The following is a 19,860-nucleotide window of genomic DNA, read 5'->3' as shown; positions in this document are numbered from 1 at the left end:
TCAGCTCCTATTATTCTCTCGGTTCCTCGTTCAGGGAACGAAAGGCAAAATCAATGGTTTTTTTCGCCTGCTCCGGTCCATTGATCTCATAGCTTCCGTAGAACAGGCAGTTATCTTTGTCGTAAAGCATCTGAAAGCCACTCACCGTCAGATCGGTGTATGCCCCCGCCCCCGTCAGGGTCAGCAGGGCGGCATCCTCGCTGTCGGCGGAAATATTGGCGGCAGCATTGACATACAGCCGTCCGCCCCTGTCCAGGATCTGCCCATTGACGATGCCATAGCCCGGGTTGTTGAGATAGACCGTCCCCCCGGCACCATCGTATCGGGCGCAGGTGGCATAGTGGAGCATGTCCCCCAGGGCGCTGTTCAGAGTGGCGGCCAGGATCTCGCTCTCCGACTGAAAGCGGGAGACCGTTCTGGCGCGCAGGGCGGTCATGGTCCCGATCTGCACCGACATAGCCAGCAGGACCACCACCACCAGCGCCGCCAGCGTCTCCGCCAGGGTAAAGCCCCGTCTGTTTCGTTGGCGCTTCATCCGGCTCCCTCCTCGCTCTGGAGGACATAGCCCTGGAGGGCCTTCCCCTCGCCGTAGCGGATCACGGGATAGGAGCCGCCGCCGATCTGAACGGTGCTCTGTTTGCCGTCTGACCGGCGCTCCACCACGTCCTGCTCCAGGCGGAGCTGCTCGTCCCCCTCCCCCGCCTGACGGTTCACCCGCTGGGCGGCCATGACGGAGGTGAGCAGGAACACGCTGGTGAGGGACACCACCAGAATGGCGGCCAGGGTCTCCACCAGGGTCTCCCCCCGGCGGGCGCGGGTATGATGCAGGCTATTCACTGCGGCTCACCCCCTTGGAAATGGTCCCCCGGGTCCACCGGATGGCAGTGGCATAGTGGTGCTCGGTGATTTTAAAATCGGTGTCCACCACATGGAACAGTCCATCTGTCTCGTCCCGATACGTTACCCTGTGAGAGCAGCTGCTCTCCGTCTGGCTCTCCACCGGCTCGCCGGCCTGGCCTTTGCTGACCAAGGTCATGCGATAGTCCTCCGTCAGGTCGGCCTGCTGGGGAGCCAGAGTGAAGGTCAGGGTATAGTCCCGGTCGATCTTCACGTTCACCGCCACGGGACACACCCCGTCGTCCACAGTGAAGCTATCCTCCCAGCCGGTAAAATTCTGCTGGTTCAGTGAAAATTTGGCGTGGCTGTGATAGGCTTTCTCCACACCGGGCTGGAGCAAGGCGGTCAAAGACTTGCCCGCCTCTTTGCTGGCGGAAAAGCCCTCCCAGCTGTAGGTATCCCCATGGCGGTCGCCCTGAATATCGGCAGCAGAGCGGTTGCACTCATACTCGTCCCAGCGCTCTATGCCCTGATACTCCACCCGGGTCATCTCGTCCCGGATGAGCTGGGCGGCGGAGCTGACGGAGTCATAGGCCTGCTGCCGCTGGCGGGCCCCCTTCAGCTTCTGCACGTTGGTCATGGCCGCGCCGATGATCACCGCCGCGACCAAGCCGCACACCAGAAAATACAGCAGGGCGATGAGCAGAGACGCGCCCCGCCGGCTGCTCAGCTTTTGTCTCATGGCGCGTCTCCCCTCTCTGCTTTGTGTTTATGCTGTCTTCTCCGCGGGCTGAGGCCGGTCGGCCTCCTGTTCCTCCTCGGCTGCGGTGCCGGAGCCGTACCAGTCGCCGTAGTGGACGGGCTGGCCGTCCGCCCCGGTGGTCGCCGTGGGATAGGGGTACGCCTTCCCGCTCAGGCTGGCGCTCCAGGAGAAGGTGTGGCCCGCGTCGGCCCAGGTGAAGCCGTCCATCGTCAGATAACCCAGCTCCCGGTCGGTGAGCCCCCAGCTGGTACCGTCATCCATCAGGTCGATATCCACCGTGCCGGGATCGCTCAGATAATAGCAGTTGCTGACCTTGAACCTACTGTTCCCAACATCTCCGTCTTCGCTGGGCGCTACTACGGAATAGTTCCGGGTGCCCGTAGCCGGCATATTGCTCCTCAGGCGGGCGTTGGCGGCATAGCTGTTTGACACTCGCATATCCCGCTGGCTGACATTTATCTGTCCATAGCCATATACGTTGACGAATCCGCCCACCAGGCCGCCGGTCTGGCCAGATTTCTGATAGCGCAGCGTTCCACCGGCGTAGCAGCGGTCAATGGAGCCGGTGCCGTTCAGGCTGCCCGCCAGGCCGCCCAGATGGCCGTTGCTGCTGTTGATAGAGACGCTGCAGGTGGCGGAGGAATTGACGATGGAGCCGAAGTTGATGCCCACCAGGCCTCCCACAGCCGGGTCTTTGCTGCTGCCGCCCATCTGGAAGCTGACCTCATAGCCGGAGACAGTGCAGTTGATGATCTCCGTCGTCTTTTGGCTCGCGGGCGCATCCCTGTCCTTATAGGCCAATCCGATCAGCGCGCCCACTGCGGGCTCCTCGTTATAATTTCCGTAATAGTTGGTCGCTCTCACATAGCCGGAGCGGTTGGCCGGGTCAGAGGCCACCATGACGATGTTTTTCAGGGTACACTGCTCCGCCTCGCCGAACAGCCCGGTAAAGCGGTAGACGGCGCTTCCCGCTTTGTTATAGGTCTCACAGCAGTAGTCGATGATCTTGTGGCCCCGGCCGTCATAGGAGTTGCGGAAGTTATGGGCCTCCATATCTCCTCCAGCCGTTCTTACATTGGGCGTTCCGATGGGCTGGTTCTTATAGGGGTTGCCCTCGCTGGTATCCATCAGGTCATAGGTCACGCCGCAGTAGCGCTTGGTGTACAGCTGATAGTCCAGGTCCGTCTCCTGCACGAACTGGATCTGCGTGCCGCCGCCCCGCAGGTTCCAGTAGTAGGTGGAACGGGACATGCCGTTGAGCTGGCGGGCGGAGCGGACATAGACGGGCCGCTCCGGGCCGCCCGGCTCCTGGGGCAGATTGCTCTTCACGCCCGGCTCCGGGTTCACCGCGTTCCGGGCAAAGTCCGGGCAGTAATAGAAGGTCTCGTTCTTCACCACGGGATCGCTGCTGTCCGGGCCGTAGCCGGTGACGGTCAGGGTCTCCCAGAAGGTATAGGCCGCCTCCCGCTTGTTGATCTGCAGATCGAAGGGCAGGCGATACAGCTTGGCGTTCTGGATCTCCACCGTCTGGCCGTCGGACACAAAGTCCACCGCCTCGCCCTGACGCAGCAGGGCGGCCTGTTTCTGGGTACAGGCAGCCGGGTCGGTGGTGATGGCAATATCCCCCTTCTTCAGGGCCTCGCTCCGGTCGCCCACGTCCAGGGTGTAGGAAAAGCGGCTGAGCTCGTACACGGTCATCAGGGCATAGCCGTCCTCCACACATGGCCGGTCTTTCAGGGTGTCCGCGATCCAGTTGCTTCCCGCGCTCTGGCCGCCGCTGGTCAGGCTGGTGCGGGCATAATAGCCATAGCTGCCGTCGGCGTACTTCTCATAGTAGACCAGAGAGGTCTGCAGCTGATAGGCCTCCGGCCAGTCGCCGTAATGATCGATGCGATTGCCCTGATACTGACACAGGGGGAAGGGGATGCCCAGACCCCGCAGCCCCACGGAATAGGGGTGGCTCTCCCCCACATGGGCCGTCTCCTTCAGGGCGCTGTACCCCGAGGCCGTCACCCCGTTGGGGGCATGATAGGTCGCGTTGTATTTTGCCTGGCTGAGATAGCAGCAGTCTGAGATCCGCAGGGCACCATTGCTGTTTCCGATAAAGCCTCCGCTGGTGCTGGTATCTTCCGTCTCTGCACCGGTCGTCACCTTGCCGTAGGACACACAGTCGCTCACCGTTCCCGCCGCTCTGCCCAGCAGACCGCCGGCATTCTGGTCGGCCGTCACATGGCCTGTGGCATAGCAGCTCTTCACGCTGCTTTTCATGGCATCCTGATAATCGTTGGAGATCGTACCGACCAGGCCGCCCGCCCCGTTTGATCGGTTCGGAGCGCTGATGTTCCCGGACGCATAGCACGCCTCTAAGTGGCAATTATTCAGATAGCCGGCCAGGCCCCCGGCATAGCCGTTTTTGCTGCTGCATGTCACATCAACCGCGCCAAAGGAGGCCGTGATCGTCGTGCGGTCTGCATAAGCGGCCAGGCCGCCCGCCTGCCCGATCAGATCGTTGCTCTGCACCATATATCTGGCCCGCCGGTCATCCATGTCATTATAATAGGAGCCGTTCTCGTCCTGAGTCGTCAGATATGCGCCGCAGTTTTCTATGCTGCACTGGGACAGATATCCCCCCAGCATGGCGGCATACATTCCGTTTGCCTGACAGTCCGCCAGGCGGATATTTTGAAAGTCCGTATGGCTGGCAGTGCCAAACAGGGCGGATCTTCCATGGTCGTTCACGCCGAATACAAAGCCCTTCAGCACATTGTTCTGTCCGTCATAGCAGGCCCGCACTGCCGGGGCCTCGCTCTCCTCCGCTCCGAACAGCGCCTGGTTCTGAATGGGCCGGAATTCGCCCATGGGGTTCCCCGTCCACTTGGACGCGGGACACCAGTCGCCGTCCTTCCAGTCCTGGAACAGAAAGGAGATGGGCGCGGTCTGGACCACCTTGCGGCAGGCTTTTGCCGCGTCGGCGGCATCGCCGGTCAGAATGCTGTCCTGCAGGTTGTTCAGGTGGCGCACCCGGGAGACCTGGATCTGTCCGCTGCCGTCATCACCGGTGACCACTGCGCCGAACAGGCTGTTGCCCTGCGCCAGGCCGGTCTCTCCGGTGATATTCAGGCCCTGGTTGGGGTCATCATAGGTGATCGCGGCCTGGACGGTGATGTCGTCCCCGGCCTTGATCCCGCTGTTTTTGAACACCGCTGCAAAGGCGTTATCCTCGTCCAGGCTGTCCAGCACCTTATAGAGCGTGATGCTGTCGCGCTCCACAAAGAAGTCCGTCCCGCCCCGATAGGTGAACGGCACCTCGCCCCCGCTTGCGCCCTTCACAGTCAGGGTCACGGTCAGGTTCCGCTGGGTGCGGCGCAGGGCCATCAAACCGCCGCAGTCGATCTTCACATACAGCTCTTCCCCGTCGATCAGCTCGATGGTGGGGCAGAACTTCTCCGGCACGCCAACGGCGCCATAGTCTGCCGAGGCGGCGCTGTAATAGCCGATGAGGTCCTTCTCCCCCAGCCGGGTCTCCCGGCTCCGGTCCGCCCAGGCGCTGATCTGCTCATAGGTGAAGGGCTGCTCGGAATAAAAGGCGCTGTACACGTCCCCGGTGAGGGGGTTGAGCTCCAGGAGGAAATAGCCCCCGTGTTCGGTGGCCTGGCTGAGGGAGTCGCCAGCGCGCAGGAGGAAATCCTCCGCCGCCTGATCGGCGCTGTATACCGTGTACAGATCCTTCCAGCCGTCGTTGTCCGTCTTAGGGTAGTCCTGGGGCTGCTGGGTCAGACGCTGGTCCGTCTGCTTGGCAAAGGCCTCTAACCGCCCGGTGGCCTTCATGGCGGTCAGCTCGTTCTGGGCCGCCACACAGATCTGCCGGGCAAAGTCGTCCATCTCCGTCAGCCGGAACCGGCGGTACATCGAGGCGCTGACGGGGATGAGCAGCCCCGCCAGGATGGCCAGCATGGCGATACTCACCAGCATCTCCGTCAGGGTAAAACCCCGGCTGCGCCGCTTCTCCTTCACTCCGCTCACCTCGCTGTGCGTAACCCGAACGTCAAGCTTCTTTTCAGAAGCGGATTCGCCTTAAAACGTTACATATTTTTACATTTTGGCGTTTTAACGACTAACAAATAGATTTTAATACCAAATTCTCAAAATTTCAATCGTTTCAACCCCCTCTCAACGAAAATTGACTAATGTAACAAAAATATTTTTCACTTCTATACTTTTCCGTCATTTCACCGGGCGCTCTCTCCGCGGGCTGTTTTCTTAAAAGAAAAGAGGGACGCGAGCTCGCGTCCCTCTTTTGGCTGCTTTTCCGTTGGAAAGGCGATCAGAACATGGCGACCACAGCGCCGTGATACTTGTCGGCGATGTACTGCTTCACAGAGTCGGTCTCCAGCGCGGAGATCAGAGCCTTGATCTTGGGGGTGTTCTCGTCGCCGTTGCGCACAGCGATCACGTTGGCATAGGTCTGAGCGGCATCGCCGGAGGCATCCTCCACAGCCAGGGCATCCTCGGTGTGCAGACCGGCCTGGAGGGCATAGTTGCCGTTGATGACGGCCACGGTGCCCTGGGCGCTGTTGGCCAGCTGGGTGGGCACGGTGTCGGCCTGGACAGCCTGGATATCAAAACCGTGGTCATCCTTGATGTCCAGGGTGGTCACGCCGGTCTCGGCGCTGGCCTCCTCGGGCAGGTCGATGAGGCCCTCCTGGGCCAGCAGGAACAGGGCGCGGGTCTCGTTGCTGTCGTCGGCGGGGATCAGAATGGTGGCACCGGACTGGATGTCGGCCACGCTGGCCACGCCGTTGCCATACAGGCCGAAGGGCTCGTAGTGGATCTTGGCGGCGGAGACCAGGTCGGTACCGTTAGAGGCGTTGTAGCTGTTCAGATAGGGGGTGTGCTGGAAGTAGTTGGCATCCAGAGAGCCGTCGGCCAGGGCGCGGTTGGGCAGCACATAGTCGTCATAGACCACGATCTTCAGGTCGTAGCCCTCCTGGGCCAGGCTGTCCTTCACCTGCTCCAGGATCTCGGCGTGAGGGGTGGAGCTGGCACCCACGGTGATGGTCTCCAGGTCGCCGGTCTGGGCGGAGGAGCTGCTGGCGGCATCAGAGCCGGAGCCGGACACGGAGGCGGAGCTGCCGCCCTTGCTGGAGCAGCCAGTGAACGCGCCCAGGGCCAGCACGAGGGCCAGGGCAAGAGCAAATTTCTTCTTCATTTAAAATGATCTCCTTTTTGCTTGAATTTGCTTCAAATAAAATATGGTGAACGGTGCGGAAAAAGCCGCGCCGGTCCTCCCGTTATCGGATGCGCTTGTCCGTTTTCCGGGCCACCAGTTCGCCAATGAACTGGATGACCTGGACTACGATCCAGATAAGCACCACGCACACCCAGATCACGTCGGCGTTGCTGCGCTGGTGTCCATAGATGATGGCCACCTGGCCCAGGCCGGTGCCGCCCAGGGTGGCGGCCATGGCGGTGTAGCCCAGAACGGTGACGGTGGCGATGACCGAGCCGTGGATCAGAGAGGGCTTGGCCTCGGGCAGCAGCACATGCCACACGATCTGCCAGTTGGTGCAGCCCATGGATTGGGCGGCCTCGATGACCCCGCTGGGGACCTCCTTCACCGAGGACTCCACCATCCGGGCGATGTAGGGGGCGGCGGCAATAATTAAGGTGACGATCACCGAGCCGTTGCCCAAGCTCTTGCCCAGGATCAGCCGGGCCACCGGCATCATAGCCACCATCAGGATAATGCAGGGGATGCTGCGGAAGAAGTTGACCACAAAGCCCAGTACGCAGTTGATGATGCGGCAGGCCATCTGCTTCCCCTTCCCCACCTGGGGCAGACCGTTTTTATCCGTTACCCACAGGATCACGCCCATGGGCAGACCGAAGAGATAGGCAAAGCCGGTGGACAGCAGGGTCATGTAGATGGTCTCCCACACGCCCAGCTGGAGCAGGCCGTTGTCCCACAGTTTTACAAGCATTTCAGACATCACTTGCTCTCCTCCTTCCACTGGATGCCGCTGCTGCGCAGCCAGGTGCGGACCTTCTCCGCCTGGTTCTCGTCACAGGGCAGCTCCAGCAGCATCTGGCCATAGGCCTTGCCCTCCACCTCTTTGGTGTCGGCAAACAGAATATTCACCGGCACCTGGCACTCCAGGGTCAGCTGAGACAGCACGGGCTGCTTGGCGCTCTCGCCGCTGAAGATGATGCGCAGCTGGGCTCCGCCGCTGGTCTGGGCGGCACTGATATCCTGGGGCAGGATGAGCTCCCGGGCGATCTGGGACTGGGGGTTGGTGAACACGTCGCTCACCTTGCCCTCCTCAGCGATGGAGCTGTGGTCGATCACCGCCACCCGGTCGCAGATCTGGTCGATGACCTTCATCTCGTGGGTGATGATGATAATCGTCACGCCCAGGTCCCGGTTGATCTGCCGCAGCAGCTCCAGAATGGCACGGGTGGTGTTGGGGTCCAGGGCGCTGGTGGCCTCGTCGCACAGCAGATACTTGGGGCTGGTGGACAGGGCCCGGGCAATGGCCACCCGCTGCTTCTGGCCGCCGGAGAGCTGGCTGGGATAGGACCTGGCCTTGTCAGACAGGCCCACCAGCCCCAGCAGCTCCGCCGCCCGGGCCTGGGCCTTGTCCTTCTTCTCCCCCGCCAGCATCAGGGGGAAGGCCACGTTGCTGAGCACCGTGCGCTGCTCCAGCAGGTTAAAGCCCTGAAAGATCATGCCGATGTTCCGCCGCATGGCCAGCAGCTGCTTCTGGGGCAGCCGGGTCAGCTCCTGGCCGTCGATCCACACCTCGCCCTGGGTGGGCCGCTCCAGCAGATTGATGCACCGCACCAACGTGCTCTTACCCGCGCCGGACAGACCGATCACGCCGAAGATCTCCCCGTCCTGAATGGTCAGGTCGATATCCCGCAGGGCGGTGACGCTGCCGGAGGAGGTCTCATAGGTCTTGCCCAAATGCTTTAATTCGATCATGGGGACGCCCCTTTCCTTTATACACATATACACACTGATCAGCAGGGTCCAGACGCTCAGGTCCGATCCCGTGAAAAAAGACCTGAGAAACACGCCCGTTTCTCAGGTCTTGGTTGCGCTCATTGCCTATCAGCAGACGAAGCGGAGACCGAACGAGCCCATGTTTTGAGCGCAGCGCATCATACGCATGGAAACCATGCGCATCCCCTCCATCACCATGCAGCGGGTGCGGTGGACGCTCTCCATATGGGTCAGCCTCCTCTTTTCTGTCAGATACCTGTGTATCATAGCACCCAAATACCGCCTCTGTCAATACTTTTTCCCCATTTCTCCACAGTCGCCTGCAGGAAAGAAACGCTTGCATTTCCTCCCGTCATCGCTTATAATAAAAACAACGAACAACTGAATTCAATGTCTTCAGGGCGGGGTGTGATTCCCCACTGGCGGTATAGTCCGCGACCGGATCTGTTCGCAGGTCCGCTGACCCGGTGAAACTCCGGGACCAACGGTATAGTCCGGATGGAAGAAGATGTGTGGAAACGATCCATGCCGCTTTGCGGCCGATCCCCCTCCTCCTTTGATCGTTTTGACACCTGGAAGGCATGGCTTTTCAGGTGTTTCAAGACAAATCGAAGGAGTTGTTTTTTTATGTCCCGCACCACGAATATCCGCAAGCTGGCCGTAATGGCCCTTCTGGTGGCCGTATCTGTAGTTTTGATCTATGCGGTCCACTTCCCCCTGATCCCCGCCGCCGCCTTCTTGGAGTATGACCCGGCGGACATCCCCATTCTCATCGGCGCTCTGGCCTATGGCCCTCTGGCCGGCGTGGCCCTCACCGTGGTGGCCAGCCTGATCCAGGGGGTCACTGTCAGCGCGGGCAGCGGCCTCTATGGCATTGTGATGCACATCATCGCCACCTCCACCCTGGTACTGGTGGCCGGTTCCATCTACCGTTTCCGCCGCACCCGCTCCGGCGGGGTCCTGGGCCTGCTGCTGGGCACCCTGGCCATGGGTCTTATCATGATGCCCGCCAACCACATCATCACCCCCTACTTCACCGGCTGGCCCGTGGAGGCGGTGGACGCCCTGCTGCTGCCCGGTATTCTCCCCTTCAACCTCATCAAGGCCGGACTGAACTCCGGGGTCACCTTCCTGCTTTACAAGACCGTGTCCCGCTACATCGTCCACGGCGAGGGCTGGCAGAAGCCCGCCGCACAGAAGGTCTGATCTGCAACCAGTCACAAAAGCCTGTCATTGCGAGGAGGCCCAACGGGCCGACGTGGCAATCCGTTCCCAAAACCCATGATTATCAGCACATTTCTGGTTTTTGAGTTACGGATTCCCACGTCGCTGCGCAGCCGTTGGCAGCTCTGCTGCCTTACGGATGCGGCGTACCCCTTGCGGGTGCTTCGCTCCTCGGAATGACAGAAACGGGTTTATCGACACGCTGCAAAACCGCCGCAGGGCTTCCTGCGGCGGTTTTTCACAGTGATTCAGGACTTTTGTCCTTGTTTTTCATAATACCCCAGTCATTGTCACACTTTTTTTGCCGCCACAAACAGGTTGGGCGGTGCGGGGAACAGGTTCTTGCTCTCTACCACGGTAAAGCCCGCGTCGGCAATGCGCCGTTCCAGCCCCTTCATCTTATAGAAGGCCACATAGGGCATGGAACCGGTGCGGCTTTTAAACCACTTCTTCACGCCCACCTTGGTCAGCTTCTCCCCCAGGCAGTCGGTGGCAGAGAGAAACCGTCCGCCGGGCTTTAACAGGCTTCTGATCCGGGCCAGCACGGCGGCGCTGTCCTCCACATAGCACAGCACGTTGAACGCAGTGACCACATCGAAGCTGGCCGGCTCCAGACAGGGGTCAAACAGGTCGGTCTGGGTCACCTCTACATTGGTCACGCCATGATCGGCCATCTTCTGTTTGGCCTTGACCACCATCTCATCCGAAATATCGATGGCCCGGACGTACTTCACATGGGGGGCCTCCTCCAGGGTGACGATGCCCGTGCCGCAGGCAAAGTCCAGCACCCGGTCCTCCGGCTTTAAATAGGCCAGCGTCCGCTCCGCCGTCAGCTGATAGGCCCGCTCGTACAGGGGGCCGATCTGCTCGTCATAGTTATGGGAGCGGTGGTTCCAAAAATCTCTCTCCGTGATCATGGGACAATGCACTTCCTTTCTTCGCCCAGTATAGCATATCCGTTGAAATTTTGAAATAGTTTCCCGGTCATTTTTGTTTCTTTTGTTGATTTAGAACATCCGTTTGACTTCTTGTGCAGGAACCGGTATAATGGCCTTACCAAACCGATGGGAAAGGGGCGCTGGACTGTGGACCGGATCATTTTTCACTGCGATCTGAACTGTTTTTACGCCTCCGCCGAGCTGCTGGACCACCCGGAGCTGCGCCACCTGCCTGTGGCGGTGTGCGGCGACCCGGAGAGCCGCCACGGCATCATCCTGGCCAAAAACGAGCCCGCCAAGGGCTTTGGGGTCAAGACGGCGGAGACCATCTGGCAGGCCCGAAAAAAGTGCCCGGAGCTGGTCCTCCTCCCCGCCCACCACGACAAATACCGCCGCCTGTCCCGCCAGGTGGGAGAGATCTACCGGGAGTACACCGACCTGGTGGAGCCCTTCGGCATCGACGAGAGCTGGCTGGACCTCACCGGCTCCCTCCACCTCTTCGGCGGGGATGCCGCGTCCCTGGCCGACCGGCTGCGGGACCGGCTGCGCCGGGAGCTGGGGCTGACCATCTCCGTGGGCGTTTCCTTCAACAAGGTCTTTGCCAAGCTGGGCAGCGACTATAAAAAGCCGGATGCCACCACCGTCATCACCCGGGAGAATTTCCGGCGCATCGTCTGGCCCCTGCCCGTGTCCGACCTGCTGTATGTGGGCCGGGCCGCCGGGCAGACCTTTCAGCGCTTCGGCGTGAAGACCATCGGGGACCTGGCCGCCTTTGACCGCCAGGCCCTGTTTACCCTGCTGGGCAAGCACGGCGTTCAGCTCCACGATTACGCCTGCGGTCTGGACCGCTCCCCCGTCGCTCCTGCCGGACAGTACACTCCGCCCAAGTCGGTGGGCAACGGCTTCACCTTTCCCCGGAATCTGCAGGGGCGGGAGGAGATCCGGGGCGGCATCACCCAGCTGTCTGACCATGTGGCCGCCCGGCTCAGGCTGTGCGGCATGAAGTGTCAAGGGGTCTCCCTTGCCATCCGGGACCCGGATTTTCACGACATCAGCCGCCAGACCCGCCTGGATACCCCCACCTATCTGGGCCGGGAGCTGGCCCGGTCTGCCATGGCCCTGGCCGACCAGTGCTGGTCCATGGACCGCCCGGTGCGGGCCCTCACCGTCACGGCCATCTATCTCATCCCGGCGGAGGAGGCCGCCGCCCAGCTGGAGCTTTGGGATGCCCCCCGGCAGCACCAGCGGGAGCGCCGGGAGCGGCTGGAGCAGGCCATGGACGCCATCCGGGCCAAATACGGCGGGAGGGCCATCCAGCCAGCCTCCGCCCCCCGGAACACGGCCTCCACCGGCCACGACCCCTTCCCGGACCGGGAGGGGACATAGTCCACGCCGCCTCCGCATAGCCTTTGCCATGGAGGTGATCCCTCGCCCATGGCTTTTTCCGACCTGCTCTGCCACATGGCCCGCAGCCCCGCCCTGGCCTTCACCGTGCTCCTCACCCTGGCGGTGCTGGTGGTGAACGGCTGGACGGATGCCCCCAACGCCATCGCCGGGGTGGTGGTCTCCGGGGCGCTCCCCTTCCCGGCCGCTGCGGCGCTGGCCGCTCTGTGCAACTGCGCCGGGGTGCTGTCCGTCACGGCGGCGGCTCCGGTGGCCCGGACCGTCTACTCCATGGCCCGCTTCGGCGGAACGTCCCGCCAGGCCCTGTGCGCCCTGTGCGCCGCCATGACCGCCGTTGTCCTGTGGGCGGTGGCCGCCTGGGCGCTGGGCATCCCCACCAGCGAGAGCCACGCCCTGGCCGCCGGTCTCTCCGGGGCCGCCGTGGCCCAGGCGGGTGATCTGTCCTGCATCCGCTGGTGGGCCTGGGGACGGGTGCTGGGCGGACTGATCTTGTCCATTTTTCTGGCCTTTTGGGCTGGACGGGCGGTACAGCGGCGGCTGTCCCGGCTGAACGCCGATCCGCACGCCCTCCGACTGGCCCAGCTTCCCGGGGCGGCGGCCGCCGCCTTTCTCCACGGGGCTCAGGACGGGCAGAAGCTGCTTGGGGTCTTTCTCCTGGGGCTGGCCCTGGCCCGGGGACAGGGGGATGCGCCGCCGGGACCGGTCCCCCTGTGGCTGTCCCTTCTGTGCGCCGCCGCCATGTCCGGGGGCACCGCTCTGGGCGGGCGGCGGATCATCCACCGCATGGGCCGGGACATGGTGGCTCTGGACCCCTGCCGGGCCCTGGCCACCGATCTGGCCGGGGCGCTGAGCCTGTGGGCGGCCACCCTGCTGGGTCTGCCCGTCTCCACCACCCACACCCGCACCGCCGCTCTGCTGGGGGCAGGCAGCGCCGGGGGCGGACAGACAGACTGGTCTGTGGCCGGTCAGGTGGCCCTGGCCTGGCTGCTCACCTTCCCCTGCTGCGCCCTGCTGGGTTGGGGAGCCGGACGGCTCTTTTTGGCCCGGCTATGAAAAAGCGCCCTGTCCTCCCGCACAGGCAGAAGGACAGGGCGCTTGATCGTGTTATCGAAATACTTTTCCCTCTTCGTCCAGCACTTCTCTTCTGTGGAAGGTGACGAAGTCGGGGGCATATTCGGGGTAGGCCCGGCAGAAGGCGGCCCGGAGCAGCTCCGGGTTCAGGCCGGGGTTCTGGGCGGACAGCACCGCGTCCAGGGTCATGGTGTCGCTTTGACACTCCAGATTCCAGCCCCGGATGAGGGGGATGAGGTCCACCTCGGTGTAGCCCTTCTTGGACTTGTTGGACTTTTTCTGCACCACCAGGCTCTCCTGATTCAGCAGCGCCTGCATGGCGGGCTCCGCCTCCTGGGGGCGGCCCTCGGAGTATTCAAAGTTCATGATATAATTGATGGAGGTCAGCTCTTTCAGCTTGCGCTGGGCCGGATAGCACTGGTGGATGACGATGCCCTCGGGCATGGCGGCGGTCAGCCGCTGGGGCACCTGGTCATAGGGCGTGTCCCCCATCAGACCGAACTCCAATATCTCGCACTGGCTGGAATAGCCCACGGACAGGGGCAGGGCGATGGACACAAAGGGGTGGGGATTGAAGCCCTCGGTGTGCTTGATTCGGATCTGGGCCCGGGCAAAGGCCCGCTGGAAGGTGCGCATCAGGTCCAGGTGAGAGATATACTTGGCCCGGCCCGTCTTGGAAAACAGCAGTCGATCAGCCACAGCGGCCACCTCCCGTCAGCAGATGATTGGCGCCGCAGCCCGAGCACCGGGTACGGCAGTCCGGCGTGGTGACGGACTGATAGCACAGTTCCCGCTCATGCCACAAAAACGCCCGGCTCACCCCTACCGAGGGGACGGCCCAGGGGAACACCTCGTCCTTCTCCCGCACCCGGTGGGCATAGAAGTCCCCATCCAGGCCGCAGGCGGACAGGGCGTCCATCCAGCGCTGAAAATCGAAATATTCGCTCCAGGAGTCCAGCTTGGCCCCGTGGTTCCAGGCGTACTCCAGCACATCGGCCAGACGGCGGTCCCCCCGGGAGAAGATGGCCTCCAGATAGCTGGTCTCCGGGTCGTGCCAGTTATAGGTGATGGACTTGTCCCGGCGCAGGGCCTCCCGCAGCAGGTCCACCCGGCGCTGATACTCCTCCACCGGGATCTGGGCATCCCACTGGAACGCCGTGTGGGGCTTGGGTACGAACCAGGAGGTGGACACCGTGATGCGCACGCCCCGGGCCCGGTTGGGGGTGTACTCCCGCCAGGTCTGATAGACCTTCCGGGCCAGGTCGGCGATGCCCAGCACGTCCTCGTCCGTCTCGGTGGGCAGGCCCAGCATAAAATAGAGCTTCACGCCGTTCCAGCCGCCGGAGAAGCAGGTGCGGCAGGACTGGAGCAGGTCCTCCTCCCGCAGGTTCTTGTTGATGGCGTCCCGCAGACGCTGGGTGCCCGCCTCGGGGGCGAAGGTCAGGCCGCCCTTGCGCACCCGCTGCAGGCGCTCCATCAGGCTCATGGAGAAGGTGTCTGCCCGCAGAGAGGGCAGGGACAGGCCGATGTCCCGGGGACTGCAATAGTCCAGCAGGTCGTCGCACAGTTCCATCAGGCAGGGGTAGTCGGTGGAGGACAGACTGGACAGGGTCATCTCCTGATAGCCCGAGTCCTCGCAGGCCGCCTTGCCATACTCCGCCAGCAGCTTGGGGTCCCGGTTGCGCACCGGGCGATAGGCATAGCCCGCCTGGCAGAAGCGGCAGCCCCGGATACAGCCCCGGAACAGCTCCAGCATCACCCGGTCGTGGACGATCTCAGTGGAGGGGATGATGGTCTTCACGGGGAAATAGGCCTTGTTCATGTCCTGAACGATGCGCTTGGTCACGGTGGCGGGGGTCTCCCCCTTGGGGGTCACTGCCTCCACCACGCCGTCGGGGCGATAGGTCACCTCATACAGGGAGGGGACGTAGATGCCTGGAATTTTAGCGGCCTCCTGAAGGAACTCCTCCTTGGACCAGCCGTCCTCATTGGCCTGCTGGTATAGGTCGATATATTCCAGGGTGACCTCCTCCCCCTCGCCCAGGATAAACAGGTCGATAAAAGGGGCCAGGGGCTCCGGGTTATAGCAGCAGGTCCCCCCCGCCACGATCATGGGGGCCAGATCGGGCCGGTCCGCTGCGCGCAGGGGCACCCCGGCCAGGTCCAGCATGTTCAGCACATTGGTGTATGCCATCTCATAGCCCAGGGAAAAGCCGATGATGTCAAAGTCCGCGATGGCGTCGCCGCTCTCCAGGCCATAGAGCAAAAGGCCCTCCCGGCGCATCTCCTCCTCCATGTCCCCCCAGGGGGCATAGCAGCGCTCGCACCACACGTCGCTGCGCTGGTTCATCACCCCATACAGAATGCGGCAGCCCAAATTGGACATGCCGATCTCATAGGTGTCGGGAAAGCACAGGGCAAAACGGGTCTTGATCTGCTTTTTATCTTTGACCACCGCATTGTACTCCCCGCCTGTGTAGCGGGCGGGCTTTTGTACGTTGGGCAGGATATGTTCCAAGGTACGATTCATGTTCTTCCTCCGGTCTTCTCTCTCTGGCGCATACAGATTATTGTACTCGTTTCCAGCCCATATGACAAGCCCTATTTCCACTCTTTTTCAGTGGAATTGTCCCGGCCCCGATCCACAGCGCCACCAGAAGCAGGGTCACGTTCCCACCCAGGCAGAAAAAGCAGACACCGGCGGCCAGCAGCGCCGCCCCGGCGATGCTCTCTATCCAGCGGCAGACCGCCCCCGCCGCCCCGGGGCCAACGGCAGCGGCCAGCCCGGCGTACAGGGCCCGTCCTCCGTCCAGCCGGCCCACAGGCAGCAGGTTGAAGCAGCCCAGGGCCAGGTTCAGCCCGGCGAACAGCCGTCCCCGCTCCCACCGGCAGAACCCCAGGGCCAGCAGCAGATTGCACCCCGGCCCCGCCAAGGCAGCCAGACAGTCCCCGCCGTAGCCCAGCGTCCCCTCCACCTCCATCTCCGCACCCACCGCCGTCAGCCGTACCCGGCGCACCCCCGCCCCGGCCAGGCGCAGCGCCCCGTAATGGGCCAGCTCATGGAGCAGGCAGGCCGCAAGGGCCAGCGGCACCACCCCCTGGGTGTCCCAATAGTTCAGCCAGGCCAGCAGCAGCAGACACCCGGCAGACACCTCCACCCGGCCCAGTCTCACGCGGCGCTCCGATATTGGATGTAGTAAATGGGGTCAACATGGGTTTTTCCATATTTCAGTTCTAAGTGGAGATGGGGGCCGGTGGCCGCCCCGGAGGAGCCCACCTGGCCGATCTTCTCCCCCTTGGCCACGGTTTGGCCCTTCTTTACACACAGGCTGCTGCAGTGGGCGTAGAAGGACTTCACTCCGTTGCCGTGGTCCAGCTGGAGATACAGGCCGTAGGAGTCGTCCTGGCCCACATACTCCACCGTCCCGGCGGCAAAGGCGGCGATAGGGTCACCCATCTGCCCGCCGATGTCCACCCCTCCGTGAAATTGATACACGCCGTTTATGGGGTGGTCCCGATAGCCATAGGCGGAATTGATCCGGCCCAGCACCGGTGTCACCGTGTCCAGCTCTCCCAAGGACAGCCGGTCCATGGTATAGCCCTGGGGCAGGGCCCGGCCGCTGTAGTCCGATTTCAGCACCACCGTCCCCGCCGCCGGGATCGCCTGATGTTCCGGCTCCGGTGCCTCAGCCGGCTGAGCCCGCTCGACCTGCCGGGTACCCAGCGTCACCACCATCTGGCCGTTCTCTGCCGAAAGATAGTGCCGGGCCAGCTTCTGCCCGTCTGGCCGCTGGGTGAGAAAACGGCTCTCCCGGTCCAGCAGATCGGCTATCGGTGGGCAATCTCCCGTTCCGGTCTGCTGGGCCTTGTTGTCCTGGGGGCCAAAGACCTGGACGCAAAAGTCCCCCAGCTCTCCCACGACCGAGTCGTGGTCTGCCAGGGTCTCCCCCAGTTGGGAGAACACGGCGGCAAAATCCGTATCCGCCGAAATGGCCCGGCGCACCCGCCCGCCCAGCTCCGCCAGCCGGTCCGGGAAAATACCCCGGCCCAAAAACACCGCGAGAAACAGCGCCAGACACACCAGCAGCTGGCCCAGCCGCACCCGCTCCCTTCCATCCGCCCGTTTTCCGCCTCGGTGAGCCTGTCCCCGCCGGCCGTTTCCCCTCGTCCCGTCGTACATCTCTGCCCCTCCCCTTTCTAAATTCTTGATAGGGCAGTGTATTCCAGAATAAATTTCAATATTCCACTTGACAGAACGCCCGGGAAAAAATATAATGGAACAGATGAGTTGGGCGGCTCTGTTTCGCCACCCTCCATCGGTCCGAATCCGGGTGTAGCGCAGTTGGTAGCGCGCTTGGTTCGGGTCCAAGAGGCCGTGGGTTCAAATCCCGCCACTCGGACCATGCAGAGTGTCCTTATAGGATCTGAGTATCCTGTAATGGACACTCTGCTTTTTTATGTAGAGAATGGTGAAACGCCGGAGATGTCGCTGCTCACCCGTTCCCGCAGGCACAGCAGCTTGACCTTATGCTCGGTCAGCAGGTCGATGTACTGCTTTGTCATGCCCCAATCCCGCCCTATACGGTCAAGGCTGCTTATCAGCACCACATCCACCTTTCCGGCAAGAACGGCCTCCATCACCTCTTGCAGAGCCAGACGGTCAAGGGTCATTCCAGAGCCATGCTCGGCGGCAGCACCAACGATGGTGTACCCGGCTTGTTCCGCATAGCGGCGAAGCTCCTCGGCCTGCCGTTCCAAGGAAAAGCTATCGTCGTGAGCGACCCGGCAATAAAAATAGGCTTTCATCGTGTCGTACCTCCTTATACTGCAACCTGTTCCGGGGCGTAGCTGAGTGCTACGCCTTTTCTTGTTTCCATGATAATGTCGGCCTCCGGGATCTTCCGGCGATCCGGCACATCAAAGGCACCGATGCAGTTATAGTGAATAACGACGCGCTGGTTGGTAACGCCGTCCTGCTTTTCAGCGTGGTACACCTCAATATGGTCGATCAGCTCCGCGACCATACGCTTTGTAATGGTGGTCGCGTCCGTGTACCGCCGTACCGTTTCAAGAAAATCGTCAATATCCATGCGCTTGCTCTCGTCCTTTTTCAGCTCCAGCCGCAGCGCCTTGATCTTCTTGGCGTTCTCGCCCTGCTCCTGTTCATAGCGTTTGGACATTTTGGCAAACCGGGCATCGTCGATTTTGCCCGCCACATTGCCCTCATAGAGCCGTTCAAAGAGCATATCCAGTTCCCGGTCACGGGCGGTCAGAGTGTCCAGCTCACGCTGCTTGCGGAGCGCGGTATTTTCCGCCACCTTTGCCGAGCGTCCGATCATGGCCTTGATAAAGTCATTTTCGTATTCGCTGGCGAAGCAGGCCAGCCGCTTGACCTCATATAAAACGACTTGCTCTAAGAAGTCCAGCCGGATATAGTGCGTCTTGCTGCACTTGCGGTAGCCGGAGTTATGATTTTGACAACTGAAAAACTTGATATCGTGGTTGTTCTGGTTGAAGTGGAAATTGAGATTGCCGCCGCACTCCGGGCATTTCAGCAGGCCGGAGAATACGCTGGGCTCCTGTGTGACTGTAGGCTTTTTGCGGCGCGTCCCTTTTTGAAGCGCCTGCACCTTTTCCCAAGTCTGGCGGTCAATGATAGCCTCATGGACATTAAGGAAGATCGCCCGGTTTTCCTCCGGGTTTTCGATCCGCTTTTTCATCTTGTAGGACTTGGAGTAGCTTTTGAAGTTAATGACATCGCCGCAATATTCCTGCAAGGTGAGGATCTTCTTGACAGTGGTATGCCCCCACTTGGTAGGCTCCACGGTGCTTTTCGACCCGCCCCGGCTCGTCCCACGGCTGCGCCAGTAGTAGGTGGGATTGACCACGCCATCGGCGGCAAGGCGGGCGGCAATTTCCGCCAGCCCGTACCCCTCCAGCGCCATGCAGTAGATCCGGCGCACCACCTCGGCGGCCTCCGGCTCTACTACCCAAAAGCGGGGATCGTCTGGGTTTTTGATATAACCGTAAGGCGGCGGAGAAAGCGGAACACCCGCATTTCCTTTCATCTTGTTCACGATCCGGCGCTTTTTGGAAATGTCCTTGGCGTAATACTCGTTCATAATGTTTTTGAACGGAGTAAAATCGTCCTCACCCTCGTCACTGTCCACGCCGTCGGAAACGGCCACCAGCCGTATATCGTGGAGCGGGAAAAATTCTTCGGTCAGCTTACCGACCTCAATGTAGTTGCGCCCCAGCCGGGAAAGGTCTTTGACGAACACCGCCGAGATATACCCGGCCTCGATAGCGGTCAACATTTTCTGAAAGCCGGGACGCTTCATCGTCGTACCCGTGATACCGTCATCCACGAAAAAGATTGTGTCGGTATAGCCCTTGTCCTTGGCGGCCTTTTGGAGTATCTTCCTCTGATTTTGGATGCTGTTGGACTCGCTGTCCATATTATCGTCACGGCTCAGTCGGCAGTAAAGAGCGGCTGTGCCGAGTTCGTGTTTCTTACTTGACTGTTTCATATAACCTCCTCTCTGGCAGTCAAGCAAGAGGTCATTCATCCTGACTATATTATACCTCGCCTGACCGCCCATGTTAAGGATGTCGATGGG

Annotated in this window: 17 protein-coding genes, 1 tRNA gene and 1 riboswitch; of the genes, 4 read left to right on the top strand and 14 right to left on the bottom strand. The window is 61.7% G+C overall.

Annotated features, from left to right (window positions below):
• Positions 1-10: 10 nt before the first annotated feature.
• From H8S55_RS06835 to H8S55_RS06805, 7 genes are all read right to left on the bottom strand, one after another.
• Entirely contained in the window at positions 11-535 is a 525-nt protein-coding gene (locus H8S55_RS06835; protein WP_147563285.1) for a prepilin-type N-terminal cleavage/methylation domain-containing protein, read from the bottom strand.
• The gene (locus H8S55_RS06830; RefSeq protein WP_186878353.1) at positions 532-837 is read right to left on the bottom strand and encodes a type II secretion system protein; all 306 of its coding nucleotides are present in this window, start codon (positions 835-837) and stop codon (positions 532-534) included. Before H8S55_RS06830 ends, H8S55_RS06835 begins: the two co-directional genes overlap by 4 nt.
• Complete coding sequence (locus H8S55_RS06825; protein WP_186878352.1) at positions 830-1,579, bottom strand: hypothetical protein; 750 nt, start codon at positions 1,577-1,579, stop codon at positions 830-832. The genes H8S55_RS06830 and H8S55_RS06825 overlap by 8 nt, the downstream gene beginning before the upstream one ends.
• 27 nt (positions 1,580-1,606) lie before the next feature.
• On the bottom strand, positions 1,607-5,614 hold the full coding sequence (locus H8S55_RS06820; RefSeq protein ID WP_207721794.1) for a pilus assembly FimT family protein: 4,008 nt from the start codon (positions 5,612-5,614) through the stop codon (positions 1,607-1,609).
• A gap of 310 nt (positions 5,615-5,924) precedes the next feature.
• The gene (locus H8S55_RS06815) at positions 5,925-6,809 is read right to left on the bottom strand and encodes a MetQ/NlpA family ABC transporter substrate-binding protein (RefSeq protein WP_186878350.1); all 885 of its coding nucleotides are present in this window, start codon (positions 6,807-6,809) and stop codon (positions 5,925-5,927) included.
• 82 nt (positions 6,810-6,891) lie between these two features.
• Positions 6,892-7,590, bottom strand: a complete 699-nt coding sequence (locus H8S55_RS06810) for a methionine ABC transporter permease (protein WP_147563280.1) — start codon at positions 7,588-7,590, stop codon at positions 6,892-6,894.
• Positions 7,590-8,582: a methionine ABC transporter ATP-binding protein gene (locus H8S55_RS06805; RefSeq protein WP_186878349.1), complete on the bottom strand. Its 993-nt coding sequence runs from the start codon at positions 8,580-8,582 to the stop codon at positions 7,590-7,592. Before H8S55_RS06805 ends, H8S55_RS06810 begins: the two co-directional genes overlap by 1 nt.
• Positions 8,583-8,991: 409 nt before the next feature.
• Positions 8,992-9,117: riboswitch (FMN riboswitch) on the top strand.
• Positions 9,118-9,230: 113 nt separating this feature from the next.
• Here H8S55_RS06805 and H8S55_RS06800 point away from each other — a divergent pair.
• Positions 9,231-9,809 carry an ECF transporter S component gene (locus tag H8S55_RS06800; protein WP_186878348.1) on the top strand — a complete coding sequence of 193 codons (579 nt, stop codon included), beginning with the start codon at positions 9,231-9,233 and terminating at the stop codon, positions 9,807-9,809.
• Between the two features lie 308 nt (positions 9,810-10,117).
• Here H8S55_RS06800 and H8S55_RS06795 read toward each other — a convergent pair whose 3' ends face one another.
• Positions 10,118-10,744: a class I SAM-dependent methyltransferase gene (locus H8S55_RS06795; protein ID WP_186878347.1), complete on the bottom strand. Its 627-nt coding sequence runs from the start codon at positions 10,742-10,744 to the stop codon at positions 10,118-10,120.
• A gap of 168 nt (positions 10,745-10,912) precedes the next feature.
• On the opposite strand from H8S55_RS06795, the gene dinB reads away from it, so the two are divergent.
• Both dinB and H8S55_RS06785 read left to right on the top strand, forming a co-directional pair.
• Positions 10,913-12,151, top strand: a complete 1,239-nt coding sequence (dinB, locus tag H8S55_RS06790) for a DNA polymerase IV (protein WP_186878346.1) — start codon at positions 10,913-10,915, stop codon at positions 12,149-12,151.
• Positions 12,152-12,199: 48 nt separating this feature from the next.
• Complete coding sequence (locus tag H8S55_RS06785) at positions 12,200-13,222, top strand: inorganic phosphate transporter (protein WP_186878345.1); 1,023 nt, start codon at positions 12,200-12,202, stop codon at positions 13,220-13,222.
• 51 nt (positions 13,223-13,273) lie between these two features.
• On the opposite strand, the gene H8S55_RS06780 is transcribed toward H8S55_RS06785, so the two are convergent.
• Genes H8S55_RS06780 through H8S55_RS06765 form a run of 4 tightly spaced genes read right to left on the bottom strand, consistent with a single transcriptional unit; the run spans position 13,274 to position 17,420 of the window.
• On the bottom strand, positions 13,274-13,939 hold the full coding sequence (locus H8S55_RS06780; RefSeq protein WP_186878344.1) for a TIGR03936 family radical SAM-associated protein: 666 nt from the start codon (positions 13,937-13,939) through the stop codon (positions 13,274-13,276).
• Positions 13,932-15,770: a TIGR03960 family B12-binding radical SAM protein gene (locus H8S55_RS06775; protein ID WP_186878343.1), complete on the bottom strand. Its 1,839-nt coding sequence runs from the start codon at positions 15,768-15,770 to the stop codon at positions 13,932-13,934. Before H8S55_RS06775 ends, H8S55_RS06780 begins: the two co-directional genes overlap by 8 nt.
• Positions 15,771-15,807: 37 nt before the next feature.
• Positions 15,808-16,413, bottom strand: a complete 606-nt coding sequence (locus H8S55_RS06770) for a zinc metalloprotease (protein ID WP_186878342.1) — start codon at positions 16,411-16,413, stop codon at positions 15,808-15,810.
• Positions 16,410-17,420: a peptidoglycan DD-metalloendopeptidase family protein gene (locus H8S55_RS06765; protein WP_186878341.1), complete on the bottom strand. Its 1,011-nt coding sequence runs from the start codon at positions 17,418-17,420 to the stop codon at positions 16,410-16,412. Before H8S55_RS06765 ends, H8S55_RS06770 begins: the two co-directional genes overlap by 4 nt.
• Before the next feature lie 147 nt (positions 17,421-17,567).
• Between H8S55_RS06765 and H8S55_RS06760 the strand changes: the two genes are divergently transcribed.
• Positions 17,568-17,643, top strand: a tRNA-Pro gene (locus H8S55_RS06760).
• 52 nt (positions 17,644-17,695) lie between these two features.
• Here H8S55_RS06760 and H8S55_RS06755 read toward each other — a convergent pair.
• Together H8S55_RS06755 and H8S55_RS06750 are read right to left on the bottom strand one after the other, a co-directional pair.
• Positions 17,696-18,046 (bottom strand): recombinase family protein, encoded by a 351-nt coding sequence (locus tag H8S55_RS06755; protein ID WP_186878340.1) that lies wholly within the window; start codon positions 18,044-18,046, stop codon positions 17,696-17,698.
• Between the two features lie 14 nt (positions 18,047-18,060).
• Complete coding sequence (locus H8S55_RS06750; RefSeq protein ID WP_186878339.1) at positions 18,061-19,770, bottom strand: recombinase family protein; 1,710 nt, start codon at positions 19,768-19,770, stop codon at positions 18,061-18,063.
• Between the last annotated feature and the right edge of the window lie 90 nt (positions 19,771-19,860).

Source organism: Flintibacter faecis, assembly GCF_014287875.1.
Classification (GTDB): Bacteria; Bacillota; Clostridia; order Oscillospirales; family Oscillospiraceae; genus Lawsonibacter; species Lawsonibacter faecis_A.
Note: the sequence above shows the minus strand (reverse complement) of the source record. Positions and strands in the feature narration are given on the sequence as shown.